General features: G+C 48.5%; 23 protein-coding genes and 1 riboswitch. Of the genes, 22 read left to right on the forward strand and 1 reads right to left on the reverse strand.

The features are described 5' to 3' along the window. The first annotated feature begins 88 nt into the window (after positions 1-88). From BLR06_RS15760 to BLR06_RS15795, 8 genes are all read left to right on the forward strand, one after another. Positions 89-1,252, forward strand: a complete 1,164-nt coding sequence (locus BLR06_RS15760) for an ABC transporter substrate-binding protein (RefSeq protein WP_092074556.1) — start codon at positions 89-91, stop codon at positions 1,250-1,252. Between the two features lie 280 nt (positions 1,253-1,532). Then, positions 1,533-2,702 (forward strand): ABC transporter substrate-binding protein, encoded by a 1,170-nt coding sequence (locus tag BLR06_RS15765; protein WP_092074557.1) that lies wholly within the window; start codon positions 1,533-1,535, stop codon positions 2,700-2,702. Between the two features lie 314 nt (positions 2,703-3,016). Then, the gene (locus tag BLR06_RS15770; RefSeq protein WP_092074558.1) at positions 3,017-3,913 is read left to right on the forward strand and encodes a branched-chain amino acid ABC transporter permease; all 897 of its coding nucleotides are present in this window, start codon (positions 3,017-3,019) and stop codon (positions 3,911-3,913) included. Positions 3,914-3,922: 9 nt separating this feature from the next. Beyond that, positions 3,923-4,876, forward strand: coding sequence for a branched-chain amino acid ABC transporter permease (locus tag BLR06_RS15775; RefSeq protein ID WP_092074559.1), 954 nt, complete (start codon positions 3,923-3,925; stop codon positions 4,874-4,876). Continuing rightward, entirely contained in the window at positions 4,863-5,630 is a 768-nt protein-coding gene (locus BLR06_RS15780; protein ID WP_092074560.1) for an ABC transporter ATP-binding protein, read from the forward strand. Before BLR06_RS15775 ends, BLR06_RS15780 begins: the two co-directional genes overlap by 14 nt. Beyond that, positions 5,630-6,334, forward strand: coding sequence for an ABC transporter ATP-binding protein (locus BLR06_RS15785; protein ID WP_092074561.1), 705 nt, complete (start codon positions 5,630-5,632; stop codon positions 6,332-6,334). Before BLR06_RS15780 ends, BLR06_RS15785 begins: the two co-directional genes overlap by 1 nt. A 211-nt stretch (positions 6,335-6,545) precedes the next feature. Beyond that, on the forward strand, positions 6,546-7,193 hold the full coding sequence (locus tag BLR06_RS15790; RefSeq protein ID WP_092074562.1) for a CBS domain-containing protein: 648 nt from the start codon (positions 6,546-6,548) through the stop codon (positions 7,191-7,193). A gap of 246 nt (positions 7,194-7,439) precedes the next feature. Continuing rightward, positions 7,440-8,372: a cation diffusion facilitator family transporter gene (locus BLR06_RS15795; protein WP_092074563.1), complete on the forward strand. Its 933-nt coding sequence runs from the start codon at positions 7,440-7,442 to the stop codon at positions 8,370-8,372. A gap of 146 nt (positions 8,373-8,518) precedes the next feature. Here the strand turns inward: BLR06_RS15795 and BLR06_RS15800 are convergent, their stop codons facing one another. Beyond that, positions 8,519-8,986 (reverse strand): hypothetical protein, encoded by a 468-nt coding sequence (locus tag BLR06_RS15800; protein WP_092074564.1) that lies wholly within the window; start codon positions 8,984-8,986, stop codon positions 8,519-8,521. Positions 8,987-9,166: 180 nt separating this feature from the next. Here BLR06_RS15800 and BLR06_RS15805 point away from each other — a divergent pair, with 180 nt between their 5' ends. The 14 genes from BLR06_RS15805 to dnaB all read left to right on the forward strand — a co-directional run bounded on the left by BLR06_RS15805 (position 9,167) and on the right by dnaB (position 23,223). Next, on the forward strand, positions 9,167-9,979 hold the full coding sequence (locus tag BLR06_RS15805) for a mechanosensitive ion channel family protein (protein ID WP_092074565.1): 813 nt from the start codon (positions 9,167-9,169) through the stop codon (positions 9,977-9,979). Positions 9,980-9,992: 13 nt separating this feature from the next. After that, positions 9,993-10,202, forward strand: coding sequence for a DUF951 domain-containing protein (locus BLR06_RS20100; protein WP_281242289.1), 210 nt, complete (start codon positions 9,993-9,995; stop codon positions 10,200-10,202). Between the two features lie 51 nt (positions 10,203-10,253). Beyond that, a riboswitch (ZMP/ZTP riboswitch) is annotated at positions 10,254-10,331 on the forward strand. A 74-nt stretch (positions 10,332-10,405) separates the two neighbouring features. Then, the gene (gene pflB, locus BLR06_RS15815) at positions 10,406-12,634 is read left to right on the forward strand and encodes a formate C-acetyltransferase (RefSeq protein WP_092074567.1); all 2,229 of its coding nucleotides are present in this window, start codon (positions 10,406-10,408) and stop codon (positions 12,632-12,634) included. A gap of 4 nt (positions 12,635-12,638) precedes the next feature. Then, positions 12,639-13,370, forward strand: coding sequence for a radical SAM protein (locus BLR06_RS15820; RefSeq protein ID WP_092074568.1), 732 nt, complete (start codon positions 12,639-12,641; stop codon positions 13,368-13,370). 309 nt (positions 13,371-13,679) lie between these two features. Then, positions 13,680-14,783 (forward strand): redox-regulated ATPase YchF, encoded by a 1,104-nt coding sequence (gene ychF, locus BLR06_RS15825; protein WP_092074569.1) that lies wholly within the window; start codon positions 13,680-13,682, stop codon positions 14,781-14,783. Between the two features lie 147 nt (positions 14,784-14,930). Then, positions 14,931-15,215 carry a 30S ribosomal protein S6 gene (gene rpsF, locus BLR06_RS15830; RefSeq protein WP_092074570.1) on the forward strand — a complete coding sequence of 95 codons (285 nt, stop codon included), beginning with the start codon at positions 14,931-14,933 and terminating at the stop codon, positions 15,213-15,215. An 18-nt stretch (positions 15,216-15,233) separates the two neighbouring features. Next, entirely contained in the window at positions 15,234-15,638 is a 405-nt protein-coding gene (locus tag BLR06_RS15835) for a single-stranded DNA-binding protein (protein WP_092074571.1), read from the forward strand. Positions 15,639-15,653: 15 nt separating this feature from the next. Next, positions 15,654-15,884 carry a 30S ribosomal protein S18 gene (gene rpsR / locus BLR06_RS15840; RefSeq protein ID WP_092074572.1) on the forward strand — a complete coding sequence of 77 codons (231 nt, stop codon included), beginning with the start codon at positions 15,654-15,656 and terminating at the stop codon, positions 15,882-15,884. Between the two features lie 155 nt (positions 15,885-16,039). Then, complete coding sequence (locus BLR06_RS15845; RefSeq protein WP_092074573.1) at positions 16,040-16,348, forward strand: MazG-like family protein; 309 nt, start codon at positions 16,040-16,042, stop codon at positions 16,346-16,348. 6 nt (positions 16,349-16,354) lie between these two features. Continuing rightward, a complete protein-coding gene (locus BLR06_RS15850) occupies positions 16,355-17,311 on the forward strand; it encodes a YybS family protein (RefSeq protein WP_245698184.1) in 957 nt (318 codons plus the stop codon). A 31-nt stretch (positions 17,312-17,342) separates the two neighbouring features. Further along, on the forward strand, positions 17,343-19,325 hold the full coding sequence (locus BLR06_RS15855; RefSeq protein ID WP_139164519.1) for a DHH family phosphoesterase: 1,983 nt from the start codon (positions 17,343-17,345) through the stop codon (positions 19,323-19,325). Beyond that, on the forward strand, positions 19,322-19,768 hold the full coding sequence (gene rplI, locus BLR06_RS15860) for a 50S ribosomal protein L9 (RefSeq protein WP_092074575.1): 447 nt from the start codon (positions 19,322-19,324) through the stop codon (positions 19,766-19,768). Before BLR06_RS15855 ends, rplI begins: the two co-directional genes overlap by 4 nt. 16 nt (positions 19,769-19,784) lie before the next feature. Continuing rightward, positions 19,785-21,716 (forward strand): Lon family ATP-dependent protease, encoded by a 1,932-nt coding sequence (lonC, locus tag BLR06_RS15865; RefSeq protein WP_092074576.1) that lies wholly within the window; start codon positions 19,785-19,787, stop codon positions 21,714-21,716. 175 nt (positions 21,717-21,891) lie between these two features. Continuing rightward, positions 21,892-23,223 carry a replicative DNA helicase gene (gene dnaB / locus BLR06_RS15870; RefSeq protein WP_092074577.1) on the forward strand — a complete coding sequence of 444 codons (1,332 nt, stop codon included), beginning with the start codon at positions 21,892-21,894 and terminating at the stop codon, positions 23,221-23,223. Positions 23,224-23,288: the final 65 nt, after the last annotated feature.

The raw sequence follows: 23,288 nt of genomic DNA on the forward strand, positions 1-23,288 counted from the left end.
AAGATGAAAAGTACATACGGCAAGCGATTTAATTGTAACTTTGTAAATTTCTTCTGGGAAATAGTTCTTATTTTAAGGGGGAGAAAAAATGTCTAAGAAGTGGGTCAGGGTTTTTTTGGTTACTATGCTGGCGTTGAGTGTTTTGATTGTAGGCTGCGGTAAAACAACGTCGGACTCTAACGAAATTAAAATTGGCGCAAATGTCGAATTGACAGGCAATGTTGCTAACTACGGCCAGCAGGCATTAAGCGGGTTCCAGCTGGCTATTAAAGAAGCCAACGCCGCCGGCGGTGTAAATGGAAAGCAAATTACTTTAGTTGTGGCGGATAATAAGTCGGAAGCATCGGAAGCGGCCAATGCAACGACAAAATTGATCACCCAGGATAAGGTTGTTGCCCTATTCGGTCCGGTAACCAGTTCGAATTTTATTGCGGCGTATCAGGTTGCCCAGGATAATAAAATACCGGCGGTAACGCCCAGTGCCACGAATGCAAAAGTTACCGTTGATGACAGCGGTAAAGTAAAGCCTTATAGCTTCCGGGCATGCTTTACCGATTCGTTTCAGGGGACGGTTATGGCAACCTTTGCGGCAGACTCGCTGAAGACGAAAACTGCGGCGATCTTTGTTGACAACAGTTCCGATTATTCCAAGAGCCTGGCGGAAGTGTTCGAAAAAGTATTTACCCAAAATGGCGGCCAGGTAATCGCCAGAGAGGCTTATTTGCAGAAGGACAGTGATTTTAGAGCGGCGTTAACCAAGCTTAAGGCTGTAAATCCGGACACAATATTTATCCCGGGTTATTATGAAGAGGTTGGAAAAATCGTCAAACAAGCCCGTGAATTAGGGATTGCAGTCCCTTTATTGGGTACTGACGGCTGGACGGATGGCAAACTGGTGGAAATTGCCGGCGCCGATGCACTAAACAATAGCTATTACAGCAATCATTTTTCTGTTCAGGATAAAGATGCCAGTGCGGTTAATTTTGTTAAGGCTTACCAGGCCGAGTATGGCAAAGAGCCCAATGTCTTTGCAGCTTTGGGCTATGACAGCGGCTTGATGATCATCGATGCCCTCAAGCGGGCGGAAACTGCTGAGCCGCAAAAGATCAGAGATGCGCTTGAACAGACTCAGAATTTCCAGGCGAGTACTGGCGTACTGTCGTTGGATGCCAATCACAATCCAATAAAAACAGCCTTTATTTTGCAACGGCAAAATGGAGAGGAATCTTTTAAGGAAAAAATTAATCCCTGAAATACAGCAGATCGTTTAGGTGTTGATCGGAATGAGCTTTAGCTTATTCCGATCTTTTTTAGCAAACGTATTTATCTGAAGGACACTTACGCTTTTTTGCATAATTATAAACTACAAAATATTGAATACATCTAAATAAAACTCCGCAAATGTATTGACAGAGTAAACAAACCTACCTATAATAACAAATGTACGTACACACGTGTTCTTTTGAGGAGGACACTGATGCAATATGTCCGATCACATTGTACAGGTATTTTAAGAAACGGGAGGGGAAACAATGTTCACTGGGAAAATGCAGAGAACACTATGCATCCTATGTGCAATTGCTTTAGCGGCAGTGCTGCTTACAGGATGCGCCGGCCAGCAGGAAGATGTAATCAAACTGGGAGCCAACCTGGAAATGACCGGCAACAATGCCACTTTTGGCCAGTCGGCTGCAAATGGCACTAAACTGGCGATAAAGGAAGTTAACGCCAAGGGCGGTTTGTTGGGTAAGCAGCTAACCCTGGTGATTGCCGATAATAAAAGTGAAGCTGCCGAGGCTGCCAATGCCATGCAGAAACTAATCACGCAGGATAAGGTTGTCGCTGTTATAGCTCCGATTGCTTCCTCCAGTGTTATTGCCGGTTCACAGGTAAATATCGACAATAAGGTATTAGCGATCAGCCCAACCGCATCCAATCCTAAGGTAACTGTCGATCCGGATAGCGGCAAGGTGCGCGAATACTTGTTCCGGGCAGCGTTTATTGATCCTTTTCAAGGGGCGGTAATGGCCAATTTTGCCAATACGTCTTTACACGCTAAAACAGCGGCATTATATATTGAAAACTCCAGCGATTATGCCAAAGGCCTAGGCCAGTTTTTTAAGGAAACTTTCCTTAAAAACGGCGGTACAATTGTGGCCGAAGAAGCCTATTTGGCCAAGGACACCGATTTTAAAGCAACCCTGACCAAGATTAAGGCCAATCAGCCCGATGTTGTATTTGTTCCCGGCTATTATCAGGAAGTCGGTATGGTGATCAAGCAGGCCCGCGAGATGGGCTTGACTGTGCCTATTTTAGGCGGGGACGGCTGGGATTCAGCCAAATTGCCGGAAATTGCCGGGGCAGCGGCTTTGAACAACACCTTTTTTGCGAACCATTATTCTCCGGACGATAACAGCCCGGCGATTGCAACTTTCGTTGAATCTTATAAAAAGGAATACGGCCAGACTCCGGATGCCTTTGCCGCTTTGGCCTACGATGCCGCAATGATGGTGATGGAGGCAATGAAACGCGCCAATAGTGCCGATCCGGTTAAAATTAAGGACGAGTTGGCTAAGACTAAGAATTATGCGGCAGTCTCAGGGGTAATTACCCTGAATGAAACGCATGATGCTGTGAAGAGCGCCGTAATTATTGAAATGAAAGACGGCAAGCAAACCTTTAAAGAAAAAATTAATCCATAAGAGGTTTACTGGCATTAGGACTATGTGTGCATAGGCCGGACAAAATCCGCTGTTATTGTCAAATTATATTGACAGGCAAGGACAACGCCGTTATAATAACACATAATAGAAAAACTATGAACAGTGAGGTTCAGAGAATAGCTGTAGTTTTGGAGACCTGGCGCCAGTTAACATAGCATTGGCTAAGGGTCTCTATTTATTTACAGCAAATGTTGTTCGGCTATACGGTTGGTTATTGCCTGCGTATAACCTGATTAGCGACACCTATTTGATTGCAGGTAGTGTTAGAGAAACAAACGGAGGGAAGAGGGAGAATGGATTTTTCATCATTTTTGCATCAGTTAATTCAGCAGTTGATTAACGGTCTGTCGCTTGGCAGTATTTACGCATTGATTGCCCTGGGTTATACGATGGTATACGGAATCATTAAATTAATTAACTTTGCCCACGGCGATATTTACATGCTTGGCGCTTATCTTGGCTTTTTTGCCACATCGGTTTTTAAAATGCCATTTATACCTGCGCTGATTACCGCAATGGCCGGCGCTGCAATTGCCGGCATGATTATTGAAAGATTCGCCTACCGGCCGCTGCGTAATGCGCCTAGAATTGCGGTGTTAATTACCGCAATCGGGGTATCGCTGTTTTTGGAGTATGGCGGTATGTGGCTGGTTTCGCCGCAGCCGCGGACTTTTCCGGCGGTATTTGAGGCTCAGACCTATAATATTGGCGGATTTATTGTCAACAATCAACAAATCGTCATCCTGGCGGTTGCCGTTATTTTAATGTTGGTACTAACCTATGTAATCAATCGAACCAAAACCGGCAAAGCAATGCGGGCAGTTTCCTTTGATGCTGATGCGGCCCGGTTGATGGGAATTGACGTTAACCGGGTAATTTCCTTTACCTTTGGCGTTGGCTCGGCTTTAGCCGCTGCCGCGGGCGTACTGGTCGGCATTTACTATAATTCGATTGATCCCCTGATGGGAATTATGCCCGGCCTGAAGGCTTTTGTCGCCGCAGTTCTGGGCGGGATCGGCGTTATCCCCGGGGCGATGGCGGGAGGCGTTATCCTGGGGGTAATTGAAGCTTTGGTGAGTGGATTTATTTCTTCCACGTTCCGGGATGCCGCAGCCTTTGCCATTTTGATTATTATTTTGCTGTTCAAGCCTTCCGGTCTTTTTGGCAAGAACGTGCGCGAGAAAGTGTAGGTGACAGTGATGAGAGCAAAAACCAAGACAGACTTGCTGTCGCTGCTGGTTTGCGTGGCAGTATTTGCAGTGCTTCAGACGCTAATGGAATTCGATGTCATCGGTTCTTTCTGGCAGCTTAATATGGTACTTATTGGGATTAATATAATTCTGGCAACCAGCCTCAACCTGATTAACGGTTTCACCGGCCAGTTTTCCATCGGTCACGCCGGTTTTATGGCGGTCGGGGCCTATTTGAGCGCGGTGATGACCGTTAAGCTGCAACTGCCGTTTGCCGTAGCAATTCTCGGCGGGGCTGCTGGAGCGGGGCTGCTGGGCTTTCTTATTGGTCTGCCAACGCTGCGCCTGAAGGGCGACTATCTGGCAATTGCCACTTTGGGTTTAGGCGAAATTATCCGGATAACCATTCTGAATATTCCTTATGTCGGCGGTGCGTCCGGCTTTATGGGCATTCCCCGCTATACAAATTTTATGTGGGTATTCTTCCTGGCGGTTTTTACTGTCTACTTTATTAAAAACCTGATTAATTCCTCCCATGGCCGGGCCTGTATCTCTGTTCGCGAGAATGAAATTGCGGCTGAGGCTATGGGGATTGATACGACCCGCTATAAGGTTCTGGCGTTTACCATCGGAGCTTCCTTTGCCGGTGTCGCAGGCGCGCTTTTTTCTCATTACTTCTATATCGCGCATCCGGCTTCGTTTACGTTTATGCGGTCTTTTGACATTTTAACCATGGTGGTACTGGGCGGGCTGGGTAGCATTACCGGCTCAATCACGGCGGCTGTTTTACTGACTTTCGTTTCTGCGGCTCTGGCAAGCTATCCGGAATTCCGGATGATTATTTATTCGCTGGTGCTGATTATTTTGATGATCTATCGCCCGCAAGGCTTGTTTGGCAATAAAGAACTTAGCCTGAAAATGTTTAGTCGTTCCAAGGGAGGTGCCAAACATGACGCTGCTTAAAGCTACGCATCTGTCGAAGGTATTTGGCGGTCTTAAAGCGGTATCCAGTTTTGACGTTGAGATCAATAAGGGCGAGCTTGTCGGCCTTATTGGACCTAATGGCGCCGGTAAAACAACAGCGTTTAATTTATTGACCGGCGTATATGAACCGACTACCGGCGATATTATGTTTGACGGTAAAAGCCTGGTCGGGCTGAAGCCTTTTCAAATTACGCAACGCGGCGTTGCCCGGACCTTCCAGAATATTCGGCTATTTTCCGAGCTTAGCGTGCTGGACAATGTTAAAATTGCCTATCATTTGCATGTTAAGTATGGCCTGCTGGAATCTGTCCTGAGAATTGGCCGGTATCATAGCGAGGAAGATGAGATCGAACAAAAGGCAATTAAATTTTTGGATGTTTTCAAATTAACCGATAAGAAGGATGAGATTGCCAAAAACCTGCCGTATGGCGAACAACGCCGGCTGGAAATCGCCAGGGCTTTGGCTGCTCAGCCGAAGCTGCTGCTGCTGGATGAACCGGCTGCCGGCATGAATCCGCAGGAAACCCAGGAACTGATGAATATGATCAGATGGATCCGCCAGGAGTTTGATTTGACAATTCTGCTGATTGAGCATGATATGAGCCTGGTAATGGGCGTCTGTGAACGCATTTATGTGTTGGAGTATGGCAGTATTATTGCCCAGGGTACACCACAGGAGATAAAAAATAATCCACGGGTTATTGAAGCTTACCTTGGGGAAGAGGTGCACTGATGCTGAAGATTGATAAGATTAATGTCTATTATGGAGCCATTCATGCCATTAAGGGAATTAGTCTCGAAGTAAATCAAGGCCAGATCGTGACTTTAATTGGCGCGAACGGCGCCGGCAAAAGTACGATTTTACGAACAATATCCGGACTTTTAAAACCGAAAGACGGCTCAATCCATTTTGAGGGGAAAAGTATTGCCGGAATACCGGCGCAAAATATTGTGAAACTCGGTGTTTCACAGGTTCCGGAAGGGCGCCGCGTTTTTGCCGATATGACTGTTTTGGAAAATCTGGAGCTTGGCGCTTATGTCCGTTCTGATAAAAAAGGAATTCAGGAAGATATGGAAACTGTATTTCAACGGTTTCCCCGCTTGAAAGAGCGGGTTGCCCAGCTGGCCGGCACGTTAAGCGGCGGCGAGCAGCAAATGCTGGCAATGGGCCGGGCGCTGATGAGCCGTCCGCGGCTGCTGCTGCTGGATGAGCCTTCTATGGGACTCGCGCCGCTGCTGGTCAAAGAGATATTTTCAATTATTAAGGATATTAATGCCACCGGCACGACAATTTTACTTGTTGAGCAAAATGCCAATATGGCGCTTTCCATTGCCAACCAGGCTTATGTCCTGGAAACCGGCCGGATAACTCTGGCCGGCAGCGCTAAAGAGCTGGCAGCCAGCGAGGAAGTGCGCAAAGCCTATCTGGGCGGTTGATAATAAAGAAGGTGTGTCGCAAAACGCTGCGACACACCTTCTTGCGCCAATATGATGGAAAAAGACTGCCTGATAAGCCAAAGGTTTAGGTGATGCCCGTACTCGTTATGCGTTGTGAAGCGGTTTTCAATATTGATAATGACAACCGATTTATTGTTGCGGTATAATAAAGTTAAGAAAATTCCTGCAATCGAGAGAGGAGCGATGAACAATGTTTGTAGCTAGCAGAATGACGCCTGACCCGGTTACTATAACTCCGGCTACTACGGTGGCCGATGCGTCCGAATTAATGCGTACTCATAAATTCCGGCGGTTGCCGGTTGTCGCTGACAAAAAAATTGTTGGTATTGTAACAGATCGCGATTTAATGGAAGTATCGCCGTCTCCGGCCACAACGCTGTCTATTTTTGAATTAAACTATCTGCTGGCCAAAATGCAGGTAAAAGATATTATGACCAAAAATGTGGTTACAATTGGCGTGGGGGCCACTGTTGAAGAAGCGGCCCTGGTAATGTATAACAACCGTATTGGCGGGTTGCCGGTGGTGGATGACAGCGGCCAGGTTGCGGGACTGATTACGGAAACCGACATTTTTAAATGTTTTGTTGATATTATGGGCTTGCCAGGCGGTAAAACCAGGCTGACGATTGATGTCACCGACAAAGTGGGTGTTATCAGCGATATTGCCGCCGTGTTTACCGTACTGGATGTCAATATTGGCAGTATGGCAACCTATACGCTGCCGGATGGGCGGTATGAACTGGTAATCAGAACCGATGCCGCTGATTTGGACGAACTGCTTAAGCGTTTAGCGGCTAAAGGCTATCCGGTTAGTCATGTGGTTAAAATCGGATCATAGCTGTTCATCGGCAGCCCATGAGGTGCTGTTGTTTGGTGCGCCTGAAAACTTTATTGTATATTTACACCTTTTAGGAGGTATGTTAATATAATATCATAGGGAACAGGCGGCCGGAATTGCGGCGCAGCCGGGCATGAAGCAGCTGGAGATAACCTGCGGGACCTACTTGGGTTCTGCGGGTTTTTTGCGTTGTTAAACAGGGGTAACTGGGACCAACACAGATCTAATTTTTGGGAGGGATAGTGTTTGGTTGGAGAAAAAACGAAATTAAAACAACAGACGGCCAGGTTGTCAATTATATCCAATAGCTTGCTGGTGCTATTAAAATTAATTGTTGGGTTTTATGCCGGAGCCGTGAGTATTATTTCGGAGGCGGCCCATTCGGCTGTTGATTTAATTGCCTCCGTGGTGGCGTTCTATGCGGTTAAGAAATCCGGTCAGCCGCCCGACGGCAACCATGCTTATGGACACGGGAAATTTGAAAATCTGTCCGGAGCCGCGGAGGCGTTGCTTATTGTCGTTGCCGCTGTCTGGATTATCTATGAAGCCGCTGATAAATTTAATGCAGCACAGGCGCCGGCTTATTTGGAATATGGCATTGTAATAATGCTTGTCTCAATTATTGTGAATTACTGGGTTTCAGGGCGCTTGCTGAAAGTTGCTCACGAGACTGAGTCCCAGGCCTTAGAGGCCGATGCCCTGCATCTGCAGGCTGATATTTGGACATCAGCCGGAGTTTTACTCGGTTTGGTCATCATTAAGGTTACCGGCTGGGCCTGGGTTGATCCGGCAATCGCTGTTATTGTGGCGGTCATCGTTTTTAAAGCAGGCTATGACATGACAATCAAAAGTGTGCGCCAATTGACTGATGTAAGCTTGCCGCCGGAGGAAGAGAAACTGATTATCGATATTCTGACCAGGCACAGTGCCGTTATTGCTTTTCATCGATTGCGGACCCGGCGTTCGGGCAGTTACCGGTTAGTCGATATGCATTTGGTTTTAGATAAAAATATGCATTTGGATATGGCTCACGCAGTCTGTGATCAGCTGGAGGCTGAAATTAAGGCTGAACTGGGCTTGTGCGATGTTATTATTCATATTGAGCCCTGCGACTATCATGAAGGCTTTGGGCATTGTCCGATTCCGGGCAGCCGTAATATCAGACGGCAGTTGTTTTAAGGTCAATTTCAGAGTTTGCCAGATACTAGCGTTGAATAAAAGGAGGCGCCTTAAAATGCAACAGCATTTTAAGGCGCCTCCTTTTATTCTTTCTTCCTGTACCGTAAGAATCGAACCGTCTGCGGTGTTTTGCCGCCCAGGGTCGATTAGACTTCTTCCGTGTCGGAAACCTCCAGGTCTTCCGGATGTTCAGGCGGGCAGGGATAGGCGCAGTTTGGATCAAGCGGCGGCGGCGGGCAGAAGCAGGAAGTTTCCTGAGAACAATTTTTTAAAATACGCCGCAGAACTTCAAGCTCAATGAGCTGCTCGACTGTAAGTTCTTCTATCGGATCCTGAGCCATGCTGAAGATATCGATTGGCGCGCAGGTTACATTAAGGAATTCGGCCAGAAACGTAATTTTGCAGCAGAGGAGTTCCAGCAGAATATCAATGAGGGTCCCGGCCCGGTCAAACCGGATGACAGAGCGCTCGTAAATTTCAAAAGGGATGCCGGGCATCCGGCTGATTTCCTCGGCTGAACCGACCAATAAGCGATAAGAACTAACCAGTGATGTGAGATTGGGAACGATTGCATTTACGTCGGCGATAATTGTATTAAGAATTGGAGTAGCCACTTACAACCACCTCTTTGCCATTTGCTACATCATTGTATGCTGTGCGGCCCTATTTGGTTAATCCAACAGTAAAAATATCATACGGCAATTTGCCGGGCCATGGTATAATAATGAAAAGACAACCCCTGTGATACAGCTGGAAATGGGGACAGCTGCCCGGGACAAAGGAGGTGGCTTTGGTTGGACATACTTTCTTCCGATTTTTTATTGTTTATCGGTAATAAAGCATTGAGAATTTGCCTGATTTTGGCGGCGGCCGCGCTGGTACTGCGGTTTTTGCGGGACGTTGTCAGCCGACTGTTCGTTACCCGGCCGTCGGGCAAAATATTTTATTTTGACGAACGGCGCGCCCGTACGCTGAGTATTCTGCTGCAAAGCATTATGCGGTATGTTATTTATTTTATTGCTATTATTCTGGTCTTGCAGGAGTTTAGCATTGATACGACTTCAATTGTAGCCGGGGCGGGCATTTTAGGACTGGCAATTGGCGTTGGGGCGCAGAGTTTGATTAAGGATTTAATTACCGGATTTTTTGTTATTTTGGAAGATCAGTATGCGGTTGGCGATTATATTGCCAGCGGCGATATGACGGGAACAGTCGAGGAAATAGGTTTTAGAGTGACGAAGCTCCGGGATGCCAATGGCGTATTGCATATTATTCCGCATGGCCTGATTACCAAAATAACCAATTACACCCGCGGACATATGGTAGCGGCCGTTACTGTTCCGGTGGCTTATGAAGCGGATCTTAGCAAAGTTCTGGAATTGTTTGCAGAGGCCTGCCGGCAAGTCGGCTCAGCTATGCCAGAGGTGATTGACGAGCCGAAAGTGGTAGGCGTTGTCGAATTCCAGCCAGGCGGACTGGTAGCAAAAATTGTGGCTAAAACCGTCCCGTTAGAACAGGGAAAGGTGGAAGCGGCGTTAAGATACCGGATAAAAATATTATTTGATGAGAACGGCATACCAATGCCGACAGTCAGGCAAAATAGTTAAGGGGGCTGCAAAAGTGAATATTGTCCGCTATGACATTGGCGACATTGTTAAAATGAAAAAAACTCATCCCTGCGGCTCCGACCGCTGGGAAATTATGCGTACTGGTATTGATTTTGGCCTTAAATGTGTGGGCTGCGGCCGGCGGGTAATGATTCCGCGACCGAAATTTGAAAAAGCAGTGAGAGCGATCGTAGAGAAAAAATTAGCTGACAGCCAATCTTGAGCTTGACGTTTTAGGGGGAGTTCATTTATAATCAGGTTAGAAATTAAAAATTTAGCGATACAGAACTGGCGGATGAGTGGAGCACCACGTGGACTGTATCGTATTCAGCCGACCGCCTGGGCAGTTTTTTTATGCTCAGGCGGTTTTTTGTTGTTCAGGAATTGTCTGGGTTGACAGAAACTGGAACATATGGAGGGGAAAAGATGACGAGCGCATGGCAGGGATTTACCGCGGGAGATTGGCAGAAAGTCATTGATGTGCGTAATTTTATCCAGTTAAACTATCAACCTTATCAGGCGGATGCGGGCTTTTTAGCTCCCCCCACAGTCAGGACACGGCTGGTTTGGGATAAATGCCGCCAACTGCTGCAGGAGGAAACCGTCAAGGGGGTATTGGATATTGACACCGGCAGAGTATGTACAATTACGTCGCATCAGCCGGGCTATATTGACAAAGACAATGAAGTGATTTTTGGTTTGCAGACCGATGCGCCTTTACGGCGGGGGGTCATTATAAGCGGCGGGGTCAGAATGGCGGAACAGGCCTGTGAAGCTTATGGCTATCAGCTTGATCCCCGGATCAGTGATATTTACCGGGAGCATTGTACAACCCATAATGCAGCGGTTTTTCGGGCGTATACCGACGACATGCGTCAGGCCCGGCGTTTGGGCGTCATTACCGGCTTACCCGACGCTTATGGCCGGGGGAGGATCATTGGTGATTATCGGCGGGTAGCCTTGTACGGAATTGACCGGCTGATTGCCGGCAAGCAGGCGGATTTGGCCGGACTGGCCGGACAGCCAATGAGCGAGGCTGTCATTCGCAGCCGTGAGGAAATTAACAAACAAATCAAAGCCTTGCAGGATATGCTGAAAATGGCGTTAAGCTACGGGTATGATATTGCCAGGCCGGCCCAAACGGCTAAGGAAGCAGTGCAATGGGTCTATTTTGGCTATTTGGCCGGCATTAAGGAACAGAATGGAGCCGCCATGTCGCTGGGGCGGGTTTCGAGCTTTCTGGATATTTATCTGGAGCGGGATATAGCGGCCGGCGTACTTGATGAAAGCGGCGCCCAGGAACTGATTGATCAGTTGGTTATCAAGCTGCGGCTGGCCCGGCATTTACGCACACCTGAATATAATGAATTATTTGCCGGCGATCCGTTATGGGTAACGGAAGCCATCGGCGGTATGGGGCAGGATGGCCGGACGCTGGTTACCAGAACCTCCTTTAGAATGCTCCATACGCTGTACAATCTGGGGCCTGCGCCGGAGCCTAACCTGACAATTTTATGGTCGCCGGCGCTGCCTGAGGGGTTTAAACAGTTTTGCGCCCGGCTGTCAATTGATACCAGTGCCGTCCAGTACGAAAATGATGATGTTATGCAGCCGGTTTATGGTGATGATTACGGGATTGCCTGTTGTGTATCGGCAATGAAAATCGGCCGTCAGATGCAGCTTTTTGGGGCCAGGGCTAATCTGGCCAAAGCCCTGCTGATGGCGATTAATGGCGGGCGGGATGAGAATACCGGCGAACAAATTGCACCGGTCTTGACGCTGCCCCAGGGCGAATATCTGGATTATGATCTGGTGCGGGCCAACTATTCCCGGGTCTTGGCCTGGCTGGCCGGATTGTATGTTAATACAATGAATATCATTCATTTCATGCATGATAAATATGCCTATGAGGCGTCCCAAATGGCGCTGCATGACAGCAAGGTCGAGCGGCTGATGGCCTTTGGCATAGCCGGGCTGTCGGTGGCTGTGGATTCATTAAGCGCCATCCGCTATGGCCGGGTGCAAGTGGTACGCAATGCCCAGGGACTTGCTACCGGCTTTATTGCCAACGGCGACTTTCCCTGCTTCGGCAATCATGATGCCCGCGTTGATTGCATGGCCAACGAGCTTACCGGTGAATTTATCGCCGAGCTGCGCAAACATCCTGCTTACCGGGAGTCCTGCCATACCTTGTCGGTGCTTACCATTACCTCAAATGTCATGTATGGAAAAAAGACCGGAGCAACGCCGGATGGCCGGGCAGCAGGCGAAGCCTTTGCACCGGGAGCCAATCCGATGCATGGCCGTGACAGGCGGGGCGCTCTGGCCGCTATCGGCTCAATCACCAGCGTTTGTTACGAGAACTGCCGTGACGGCATCTCCTATACCTTCTCGATCGTACCGGCGGCGCTGGGTAAAACGCAGGCCGACCGGGTGCGCAACCTTACAGCAATTTTAGACGGCTATGCCGAACATAACGGCCATCATATCAATGTTAACGTGTTTGACCGGTCCCTGCTGGAAGCTGCGATGGCCGAACCGGAAAAGTATCCGCAGCTAACGATACGCGTGTCCGGCTATGCCGTCAATTTTGTTAAGCTGAGTCCTGCGCATCAGCGGGAAGTCATCAGCCGTACATTTTATCAGGCAGTATAGCAGTATGAGGGCTTTTTATCATTCAGTCGAGACCTTTGGCACAGTTGACGGCGCGGGGATCCGCTATGTATTATTTTTGGCCGGCTGTACGCTGGGGTGCGCTTTTTGCCATAATCCCGATACCTGGTCCAAGGGAAATAAGCTGATTTCAGTGGATGAGGTGCTGGCGGATTTAAGTCAATATCGCCGTTATTATGATCTTTCCGGCGGCGGTATCACGGTAAGCGGCGGCGAACCGCTGCTTCAGTCCGATTTTGTCGCCGCTTTATTCAAAGCTTGCCGGGAACAGGGTATCCATACCACGCTGGATACCTCCGGGTATTGCCCAGCCGGACATGCGGCTAAGGTTGCGCCCTATACCGATGCGGTATTGTTTGGCGTGAAAATTGCACCGGCGGAGCTTTATCCCAGGTTAACTTTAGGCAATGGGCGGACTGTTCTGGAAAATCTGCGCTACTTAGCCGCGCATACCGTCCTGACTGTACGGTATGCCGTCATTCCGGGAGTCAATAATTCGGCGGCTGATTTTACCCGGCTGGCCGGGCTGGTGCAAAGCCTGCCCCGGCCGGTTCCGGTAGAATTGCTGGCCTATCATACCCTGGGGCGGGGCAAGTGGCTTAAACTAGGTCTGGAATACCGGCTGGAAGGTGTTCCTGACGCCGACGGCAGCCATCTGACTGCGGCCCGGCATATGCTGGCTGCCCATGGGATTACGGTTTTGCATCAGGAGTGCTGAGTAAGAAGGCCCTTGCATTTGACAGCCGAATATTCTACAATAAAGTAAAGACTTGGCATATGCCAGGTCTTTAGCATCGTTTGCTAGGGTGTGTCTTCAAATTGGCAGAATGGTCAATGGCGAGTGATTTTTGCGCCAGACGAGGCAAAACTTTGCAGGAATAATGGTTCTTATTGCAAAAAGTTTTAACGAAGTATGGCGCAAAAAGCGCCGTCAGTGGCCGTTTTGATCGTTTGAAGACACATCCTAAACTGTCAGTTGCGGCAGGCAAGGAATAGGATAGATTAAGATAAGGTGGAGTAGAACGAAATGAGCAATTTAGAAGTTGGTATTGTCGGTCTGCCGAATGTCGGTAAAAGTACGTTATTCAATGCAATTACGAAAGCGGGGGCCGAGGCGGCCAATTATCCTTTTTGTACAATTGAGCCCAATGTGGGTGTAGTCGATGTGCCGGATGAACGGCTGGCAAAACTGCTGGACATGTATCATTCCAAAAGAATTATCCCGGCGTCTATCCGGTTTGTCGATATTGCCGGTTTGGTCAAAGGGGCGGCCCAAGGCGAGGGACTGGGCAATAAGTTTTTGGCGCACATTCGCCAGGTTGATGCAGTGGCGCAGGTGGTGCGCTGCTTTTCCGACGATAATATCACGCATGTTGAAGGGGAACTTGACCCGTTAAGAGATATTGAAATCATTAATACCGAATTGTGCCTGGCTGATCTGGATACTGTGGAAAAGCGGGCTGAGCGGGCCCAAAAGCTGCGCAAAAGCGGTGATAAAAAGGCGCAGGCTGAACTGAACGTTTTGACCAGAATCAGGGAGATGCTGGAACAGGCCCTGCCCGCCCGCCGGGTTGAAATGACTGATGATGAGGCGGCGCTCATCCGTGACCTCCATTTGCTTACCCTGAAACCGTTGTTGTTTGTCGCCAATGTCGGTGAGGACGAAGTGGCGACGCCGGATAAAAATCCTTATGTACAAAAGGTTCAGGAGTATGCCCGGCAGGAAGGCGCGGCGGTGATTGCCGTATCGGCCAAGGTGGAGTCGGAAATTGCCGAGCTGCCTGATGCTGACGCCAGGGAATTTTTGCAGGAGCTTGGTCTCGGTGAATCCGGACTGGATAAGCTGATTAAAGCCTCTTTCCGGCTCTTAGGCTTAATTACCTTTCTTACCGCCGGTGAGCAGGAAGTAAGAGCCTGGACCATTACCAGCGGTACTAAGGCGCCGCAGGCAGGCGGCAAGATTCATAGCGATATTGAGCGGGGCTTCATCCGGGCCGAGATTGTATCGTTTGATGAACTAATGGCGGCAGGCAGTCAGGCCGCCGCCCGGGAAAAAGGCCAGGTCCGTCTGGAAGGCAAAGAATATGTAATGAAAGACGGCGATGTTACCTATTTCCGCTTTAATGTATAATCCTGTAAAAAAACTTTTAGATTTTCTTGCTAATGCTTGGTGGTAATGCTATAATATATTAGTCTAAGACAAGTTAGGTTTCAAATTTATTTTGCAACCTTCCCTGCTCCCTTCAGGGAGCCATAGTCCAGAGGAGGAGGTGATTTCGTGAGAAAATACGAAGTCATATTCATTGTCAAGCCGGTTGATGAGGATACACTCAATGGCGTAATTGCAAAGTTTGAGAATATCGTCACAAATAACGGTGGAAACATTGACAAGATTGATCGTTGGGGCAAGAAACGTCTTGCTTATCCGGTAAAGGACCTTACTGAAGGTTTTTACTGCTTATTCTACATTACCGCCGAGCCCAAGGTTGTTGCTGAGCTTGACCGTGTAATGAAGATTACCGATGAGATCTTGAAACACATGATTGTTAAAGAGGACGAATAAGGGCCAGGGGGAATTGCCATGAACAAGGTTATATTAGTTGGTCGTCTTTCGCAGGATCCCGAAGTGCGTTATACCCAAAACGGCAAAGCTGTCGCTTCTTTTAGCATTGCTGTAAACCGTTTCGCCGGTTCGGGCCAAAAAGAGTCTACTGATTTTATACCCATCGTAGCGTGGGAAAAACTGGCCGAAATTTGTGGAAATAATCTTACCAAGGGACGCCGGGTGCTAGTTGAAGGCCGATTGCAAATACGCTCCTATGAAACTGCGGATGGTCAAAAACGGCGGGTTGCTGAAGTCGTAGCCCAGAATATTGAGTTTCTTGACAGCAAGCAGGCGTCAGGAGGAGCAGGCGGCGGATCCGGAGCTTATGACGCCGGTTCCTTTGGTAGCGAAGTCTTCCCTGAAGAAGAAATACCATTTTAAAGGGAGGTTAGTTTAGTGAGACGTGAAAGAGGAAGAAAACCGAAGAAAAAGGTTTGCAGCTTTTGTGTGGATAAAGTGGAAGCCATTGATTATAAAGACGTTCCGAAACTTCGCCGTTACACTACAGAACGTGGCAAAATTTTGCCTCGCCGGATTTCCGGCAACTGCGCGAAGCATCAACGTCAATTGACACTGTCGATAAAACGCGCTCGTAATATTGCTTTACTGCCGTTTACAGCAGAATAAAATGAAGCGAGAAGAGAGGTAAAGCTGCCTCTCTTTTCTTTTTTACCGGCCCGTGTCCGTGTTCGAATTACTGCAATAATTTATACCAGCCGCCAGCAGGAAGAAGCGTTTTGTTTTGCGAATAATAACTGGGAGGCTAAGGGAGGGATTGACCTTTGTTTTCCCACGAATCGGAAATTCTCCGCAAGATGCGGTTGATAGAATGGCTTAAAGCAGAACTGGTCGCTCAGGTGGGACAGTTGTATCAGGCGATGGCCAGAAACAGTGAGCAGGCGATGAAAGAGGGGCTGGCCAACCTTGTCATTTCATGTTTTGTGCTGGGCCGGAGATTGGGTATTAATTTTGCTGATTTGGATGAGGCTATAACCGTACGCTTAACGCAAAATATAAAAAATGAAAACGATGTGGAGAAGTGGTTTGGTGATTTTTCCGAGTACCAGCGGCATCTCCGCCAAAAGAGGTGATAGTTTTTGCAGCATAATGGTGTACGACCAATGGTGGAGGGCGGAATCCTGGCTTCAATTGCAATTGTTTTCGCCCTGATTAGTGCGTATCTGCCCTTTCTGGGAGTGTTTGTAAACTTAATCTGGCCGGTACCCATCATCCTTTTAGGCGTCCGTCATGGTTATCAATGGAGTATTATGGCGACCTGCGTCGCCGGGCTGCTGATTGCCATGCTGATGCATCCATTGCATGCCATTGGCGTTGTCGTGGGGTTCGGGCTTATCGGTATTGTGCTGGGGCATGCCATCCGGTCGGAATTTCATCCAGTTAAAACACTGCTGTGGGGAGCCGTTGCCTCGTTAATTTCCAAAGTGGCTGTTTTGCTGATCAGCGCGGTCGTCCTGGGCGTAAATCCATTAAATATGCAGACCGAAGCGCTGGGCAAAGCGTTCGAACAATCCGTAGAGCTATACAGAAGCATCGGCATGAACGAAGAGGATTTGGCGGCAGTTTCAACCAATATGCAGACAATGCTGCAGCTGATGAAAATTATTTTGCCGGCCGGCTTTGTTTTGGCAGCCATTGTGGATACTTATTTGAATTTCACCATTGCCAGGCTGGTGCTAAAAAAGCTGGGGCACCGGATACCGTCTTTTCCGGCCTTTAAAAACTGGACAATGCCGGGCTATATTGTTTATATTTATCTGCTGGCCCTGGTCGGCTTATACTGGGGCAGTTCCCGGGAGATAACAGCGCTTTATCATGTCTCGATGAATTTGCAGGTTATTACCAGCGTCCTGTTGTTTATTCAGGGATTGGCGTTATTTTACTTCCTTACCGATAAATACAAATTGTCAAGGCTGGCCAGGGGTATTATACTATTCTTAATATTTACTAATGGTCTGTTCACGCAGATTTTAGTAATCGCAGGCGCTTTTGATATGGCGTTTGACTATCGTCAACTGCGTGGATTGCGCGATTAACCTTTGGCTAGGCTTAATGGGGGTTAGCGTTATGCCTCAAGGTCCTTCGATTTGGTTGGATACCAGAATTTATCTTGCCGTAGCAGCGCTGCTGCTGCTGATCATTATGTTTTACAATAAGTCGGTCGCCGTGCTGGGTTTAATTTTGCTGGCTGCACTCTATTTGTATGGCCGGGAACGGCATATTCAGCAGCAAAAAGAACTGAATGCTTATCTGTCCAGAATGGTGAGCAATGTGGGCGAGCTGGCGGCTTATGCTGTTCATAAGCTGCCGGTAGCCATTGCGTTGCTGGATGCCGACGGGCGCTTATGCTGGGGAAATGAGGTTCTTGACGACTGGACTGACGGCAATTTGAAGTTAGGCGAATCAATTCTAAAGGTATGGCCGGAATTGCCCCTGGAGTCGTTGTGGGAAAAGACGGAAGAGCAAACGTTTCAGGCGGAAGGCCGTCATTATCAGTTAATGCCCAAGGTTCTGAACGAACTGCAGCCGACGGAGCCGTTTCTGGCGGTTTATTTGCTGGATATCACAACAACTGAAATCCTGCGCGGAGAATGCACGGATAATATGCCGGTCGTCGCTTATATCCAGATCGACAATTACGACGACGTGCTGCAGGGCCTGAGCGACAAGCAGCGTTCATCCATTTTGTTTGAGGTGAATAAACTGCTTAATGAATGGGTGGCGGATTTGGAAGGTTTTATTAAAAAGTATGGCGAGGATATGTATGTTAGTCTCTTTACCCGAAAGGCCCTGGACAAAGTATTTCAGGATAAATTTGATATCCTGGATAAGGTCAGAGCCATTCACGGCAGTCATAAGTTTCCGGTGACCCTGAGTATGGGGGTAGTGGCTGACCGGGTTTCTATGGCAGATTTGGCTGACCGGGCTCAGGCCGGGCTGGATTTAGCCCTGGGACGGGGCGGCGATCAGGCGGCCGTTCACGTAGGCGGTAAAGTGCAGTTTTATGGCGGCAAGGCCAAGGCTGTAGAAAAGAACACCCGCGTCAAAGCCCGGACGGTTGCCCATACCATCCGGGAGATTATCGGGGCTGCCGACACTGTGCTGATTATGGGGCACCAAAATGAAGACTTTGACAGTCTTGGCGCAGCCATGGGAGTTGCCAAAATGGCGCGGCATCTGGGTAAAAATGTTTATATAGCAGTAAGTCAGAACAATTCCGCCGTCAGTAAGTTAAGTGAGCTGTTTACCGACTATGAGGAATACCGGGAACTTTTTGTCTCTCCGGCCAGGGTGGAGGAGCTGTCGATGGAAGACCCGGTACTGTTTGTCGTCGATACCCACCGGCCTGAACTGGCTGCCGCACCGGAACTGCTCGGTAGAATTGACAAGGTCATTGTCATTGATCATCACCGCCGGGCGGAGGAGTTTATTGCCAACCCCCTGCTGGTGTATCTTGAGCCTTCGTCTTCCTCGACCAGCGAGCTGGTTACCGAACTCCTGATGTATTTTGATGAAAGTGTTGACCTGACCAGAATTGATGCAACCGCCCTTTATGCCGGCATTGTGGTTGATACTAAAAATTTTTCCGTACAAACCGGAGTCCGGACGTTTGATGCGGCGGCCTATTTGCGGCGGTCGGGCGCTGATCCGGCGCTGATTCGTTTTTTGTTTCAGATGGATTACGCTGCAACGAGGGCTAGGTCTGAAGTCTTGGCCAATGCCGAAATGCAGGCCGGGGGCTTGATTCTGGCGGACTGCCCGGCGAATATTAAGAATGCCCAGGTGATTGCGGCGCAAGCTGCCGACACCATGCTAAGGATAGAAGGCGTCAAACTCAGTATCGTCTTATTTTATTTGGAGGATGACGGTATCGGGGTCAGCGCCCGTTCGAACGGCGAGGTCAATGTTCAATTGCTGATGGAGGAACTGGGCGGCGGCGGACACCAGACAGTGGCCGGAGCACAGGTGAAAAACGCCACATTATCTGAGGTGCGAAGCAGAATTATTGAACTTAGCGCCAAGTATATTGAGGAGAGTGAACCAGAGTGAAAGTGATTATACTGGAAGAAGTTAAGAAGCTTGGTAAAAAGGGCGATGTGATAGAAGTTTCCGAGGGTTATGCCCGAAATTTTTTACTGCCTAGAAAACTGGCTGTGGAAGCTACAGCAGTTAACGTAAATAGTATTAATCAGCAGAAGGCCTCGGAAGCGCGCAAGCGGCAGCAGGCAATTGACGAAGCAAAACTGATGGCGGCGCAGCTGAGTAAATTGACTGTTACAATTTCCGTCAAGACAGGCGAAGGCGGCAAGCTGTTTGGCTCAGTAACCGGAAAAGATATTGCCGATGCTTTGGCTGAGCAACATAATATTGAGCTGGATAAACGCAAGATTGAGATTAAGGATGCCATTAAGGGCCTTGGTACATATCCGGTTATTATTAAAGTTCACCCTGAGATAACTAGCCGGATAGAAGTTCACATTATCGCAGGTTAGAAAGAGGACAATAATTATGAAAGATTTTTTTAACAAATTTCTCCGCAAAGAACCGGCGGCAAGCAAGCTGACCGCTGATGATCAGTTAAAACGTCAGGTAGCCGCTGTTTATGGACTGTTGTCCGGGATATTGGGTTCGGAAAAAGTCGTTCTTAAAGCCGGCAAGCTGGACGCGCTGGAACTGATGCGTTCTGAAAGCGTGCCTGAGCGGGTCTTGGCTTTGCAAAAGCTGGTGTTTGAAGATCCGACCGTCGAGAAGGTGCCGAGCTATGAAGAAATACCGACCATTCTCGAGGAAATTGAGGAAGAAATAGCGGATTTGATGGCGCGACGGGCAGTCGAGGAAAAGATTGAGAAAAAGATTGTCGAAAAGATGGAAGAACGTCATCAGGAATATGTTAGAGAAATCAAAATGCAGGTACTCAAGGAAGAACAAAATGTGGAAAGTCCGCAAACCTTGAAAAAATTTGCCATGTTAGAAAAGCTTGAACAAAAGAAACTGACCAAATCACTGATGGAATTGCTGCGACCGGCCAGTCTGGCCGAAATTGTCGGCCAGGAGCGGGCGGTTGAGTCCCTGCGCGCTAAGCTGGCCTCGCCATACCCCCAGCATTTGATTGTCTATGGGCCGCCGGGGGTAGGTAAAACCACCGCAGCCCGCCTGGTGCTGGAAGAAGCCAAGCGGTTGCAATTTACGCCGTTTGCGGATGATTCTCCTTTTATTGAAGTGGATGGAACCACGTTGCGCTGGGATCCGCGGGATATGACCAATCCGCTGCTGGGGTCGGTTCATGATCCGATTTATCAGGGGGCCCGCAAGGATTTGGCTGAAACGGGCGTGCCCGAGCCCAAACCGGGCCTGGTGACCGATGCTCATGGCGGTATTTTGTTCATTGATGAGATTGGCGAAATGGACCCAATGCTGCAAAATAAGCTGCTTAAGGTTTTAGAAGACAAACGGGTTTCTTTTGATTCAACTTATTACGACTCAACCGACCCTAACGTTCCTAAATATATCAAGAAGTTGTTTGAAGAGGGCGCTCCGGCGGATTTTATTCTGATCGGCGCGACAACCCGCGATGCCGGAGATATTAATCCTGCCGTACGGTCGCGCTGCGCCGAAATATACTTTGAGCCGTTGACGCCAAAGCATATTGAGGAAATTGTCTATAATGCCGCTGTTAAACTCGAGGTTAACATTGATTCGGATATTCCGCAGCTAATCAGTGAGTATACGATTGAAGGGCGTAAAGCCATCAATATTTTGGCCGATGCTTATGGGCTGGCTTTATATCGTGAAAGCGAACAAAGCAATCAGGCCATTACCATAACCAAAGAGGATATTTACGGGGTAGTACGGGTTAGCCGCCTGACGCCGTTTGTCAACCAAAAAGCTTCAACCGCACTGGAAGTCGGCAAGGTTTTCGGTTTGGGCGTTGCCGGCTATTTAGGCTCAGTGCTGGAAATTGAAGCGGTGGCGTTTCCGGCTCCTGAAAAAGGCAAAGGCCGGCTCCGCTTTAATGATACTGCCGGAAGCATGGCGAAGGATTCGGTATTTAACGCTGCTGCCGTTGTGCGGAAAATAACCGGTGAGGATATGAATAATTATGATATTCATATTAATATTATCGGCGGCGGGCGGATTGATGGTCCTTCGGCCGGAACGGCGATACTGGCGGTGGTCATCTCGGCAATTACCGGCCGGGCCATCCGCCAGGATGTAGCCGTAACCGGTGAAATTTCGATTCAAGGTAAAGTCAAAGCTGTAGGCGGCGTGTTTGAGAAAGCGTATGGCGCCAGGCAGGCGGGAATAACTACACTGGTCATTCCCGCCGAGAATGAGCAGGATATTGCTAAAGGGCATTTGGGCCTTGATATCAGACCGGTGAAAACAGCAGAACAGGCTCTGGCAATATTGTTTGCCGGAGCGGAGGAAGCCAGTGCTTAACAGGCAGTTTAGGGGGCGGCGCAAGCCGCCCTGTTTTAAAGTTAAAAGAGCGGCAGCGGTTTTTAAAGTATTTATGCCCATAATTTTTGCGTCCCCTTTGCGTACTTAGAGTACTTTGCGGTTAAACGCGGTTTTTCCGTCGCCGCAGTGTTTGCAATGCAGGAGGTAGTTTTACTTGATTGATAGAATACCACCCCAGAGTCTTGAAGCCGAGCAAGCCGTGCTTGGCGGTATGCTGATAGAACGTGAGGCGATTTCGAAAGTAGCTGAATTTTTACGTCCGGAAGATTTTTACCGGGAAGCGCACCGCCTGATATTTGGTGCAATGCAGGATTTGTTTAACAAAAATGAGCCGGTGGATTTAGTTACGGTTACAGAGTTTTTGCGGAAAGCGGATAAGCTGGAAAATGCCGGCGGTATCGCCTATATAACCTCGCTCGCCAATAGTGTGCCAACAGCGGCAAATATTACCTATCATGGTAAAATTGTTGAAGAAAAATCGCTGCTGCGCCAATTGATCAATTCGGCGACCAACATTGCCGGTATGGGCTATGAGGCTAGTGAAGAAGTGGCCAATATCCTGGACAAGGCTGAGAAAATGATTCTGGAGGTATCGGGGCGAAAAATCAGCGGTGACTTTACACCGATAAAAAGCATTATTTTTGATGCTTTTAGTAAGATTGAGCAGCTTTATGCTTCAAAAGGCGGCATCACCGGACTGGCGTCAGGGTTTAAGGATTTGGACCGTCTGACTTCAGGCTTGCAGGCTTCCGACCTTATCTTAATTGCCGCCCGCCCCAGTATGGGCAAAACGGCCTTTACGCTGAATATTGCCGCCAATATTGCGATTAGAGAGCAGAAGGCAGTGGCTTTCTTTAGCCTTGAAATGTCCAAGGAGCAACTGGTGCAGCGGATGCTGTGCGCCGAGGCTTCGATTGACTCGCAGCGTCTGAGGATTGGCGAACTGGAGGACCGGGATTGGTCAAAACTGATCAGCGCCGCCGACCGGTTGTCCTCAGCGCCCATTTTTATTGACGATACGCCGGGGATTACGGTAATGGAAATGCGTTCTAAAGCCAGACGCTTAAAGATTGAACATGATTTGAAATTAATTATCATTGACTATTTGCAGCTTATGCAGGGCAGTGGCGGCAAAGGCGGAGAAAACCGTCAACAAGAAATTTCCGAAATTTCCCGGTCGCTGAAAGCCTTGGCCAGAGAAGTGAATGTCCCGGTGATTGCATTGTCCCAGCTAAGCCGCAGTGTTGAGTCCCGCCAGGTCAAAAAACCAATGCTAAGCGATCTGCGCGAATCAGGCTCATTAGAACAGGATGCAGATATCGTGGCCTTTTTGTACCGGGAGGATTATTATAATCCTGATACGGAAAATAAAAATATTACTGAAGTAATCATTGCCAAACACCGCAATGGACCGGTGGATACGGTGCAGCTCTTCTTTCACAAACAATTTACCAAGTTTATTGATTTGTCGCACCGGCCGGGCTAGGTACAAATACCGGCACGGGGTATGCCAACTTTTTCTAAGCGGTATCCGCCAACCGGGTACCGCTT

Source organism: Dendrosporobacter quercicolus, assembly GCF_900104455.1.
In the GTDB taxonomy this organism is placed as follows: domain Bacteria; phylum Bacillota; class Negativicutes; order DSM-1736; family Dendrosporobacteraceae; genus Dendrosporobacter; species Dendrosporobacter quercicolus.

Bases quoted from the DNA above. Each gene is read 5' to 3' on its own strand.
- BLR06_RS15760 (WP_092074556.1), top strand. From the start codon at position 89: ATGTCTAAGAAGTGGGTCAGGGTTTTTTTGGTTACTATGCTGGCGTTG.
- BLR06_RS15765 (WP_092074557.1), top strand. From the start codon at position 1,533: ATGTTCACTGGGAAAATGCAGAGAACACTATGCATCCTATGTGCAATT.
- BLR06_RS15770 (WP_092074558.1), top strand. From the start codon at position 3,017: ATGGATTTTTCATCATTTTTGCATCAGTTAATTCAGCAGTTGATTAAC.
- BLR06_RS15775 (WP_092074559.1), top strand. From the start codon at position 3,923: ATGAGAGCAAAAACCAAGACAGACTTGCTGTCGCTGCTGGTTTGCGTG.
- BLR06_RS15780 (WP_092074560.1), top strand. From the start codon at position 4,863: ATGACGCTGCTTAAAGCTACGCATCTGTCGAAGGTATTTGGCGGTCTT.
- BLR06_RS15785 (WP_092074561.1), top strand. From the start codon at position 5,630: ATGCTGAAGATTGATAAGATTAATGTCTATTATGGAGCCATTCATGCC.
- BLR06_RS15790 (WP_092074562.1), top strand. From the start codon at position 6,546: ATGTTTGTAGCTAGCAGAATGACGCCTGACCCGGTTACTATAACTCCG.
- pflB (WP_092074567.1), top strand. From the start codon at position 10,406: ATGACGAGCGCATGGCAGGGATTTACCGCGGGAGATTGGCAGAAAGTC.
- BLR06_RS15820 (WP_092074568.1), top strand. From the start codon at position 12,639: ATGAGGGCTTTTTATCATTCAGTCGAGACCTTTGGCACAGTTGACGGC.
- ychF (WP_092074569.1), top strand. From the start codon at position 13,680: ATGAGCAATTTAGAAGTTGGTATTGTCGGTCTGCCGAATGTCGGTAAA.
- BLR06_RS15835 (WP_092074571.1), top strand. From the start codon at position 15,234: ATGAACAAGGTTATATTAGTTGGTCGTCTTTCGCAGGATCCCGAAGTG.
- BLR06_RS15855 (WP_139164519.1), top strand. From the start codon at position 17,343: ATGCCTCAAGGTCCTTCGATTTGGTTGGATACCAGAATTTATCTTGCC.
- lonC (WP_092074576.1), top strand. From the start codon at position 19,785: ATGAAAGATTTTTTTAACAAATTTCTCCGCAAAGAACCGGCGGCAAGC.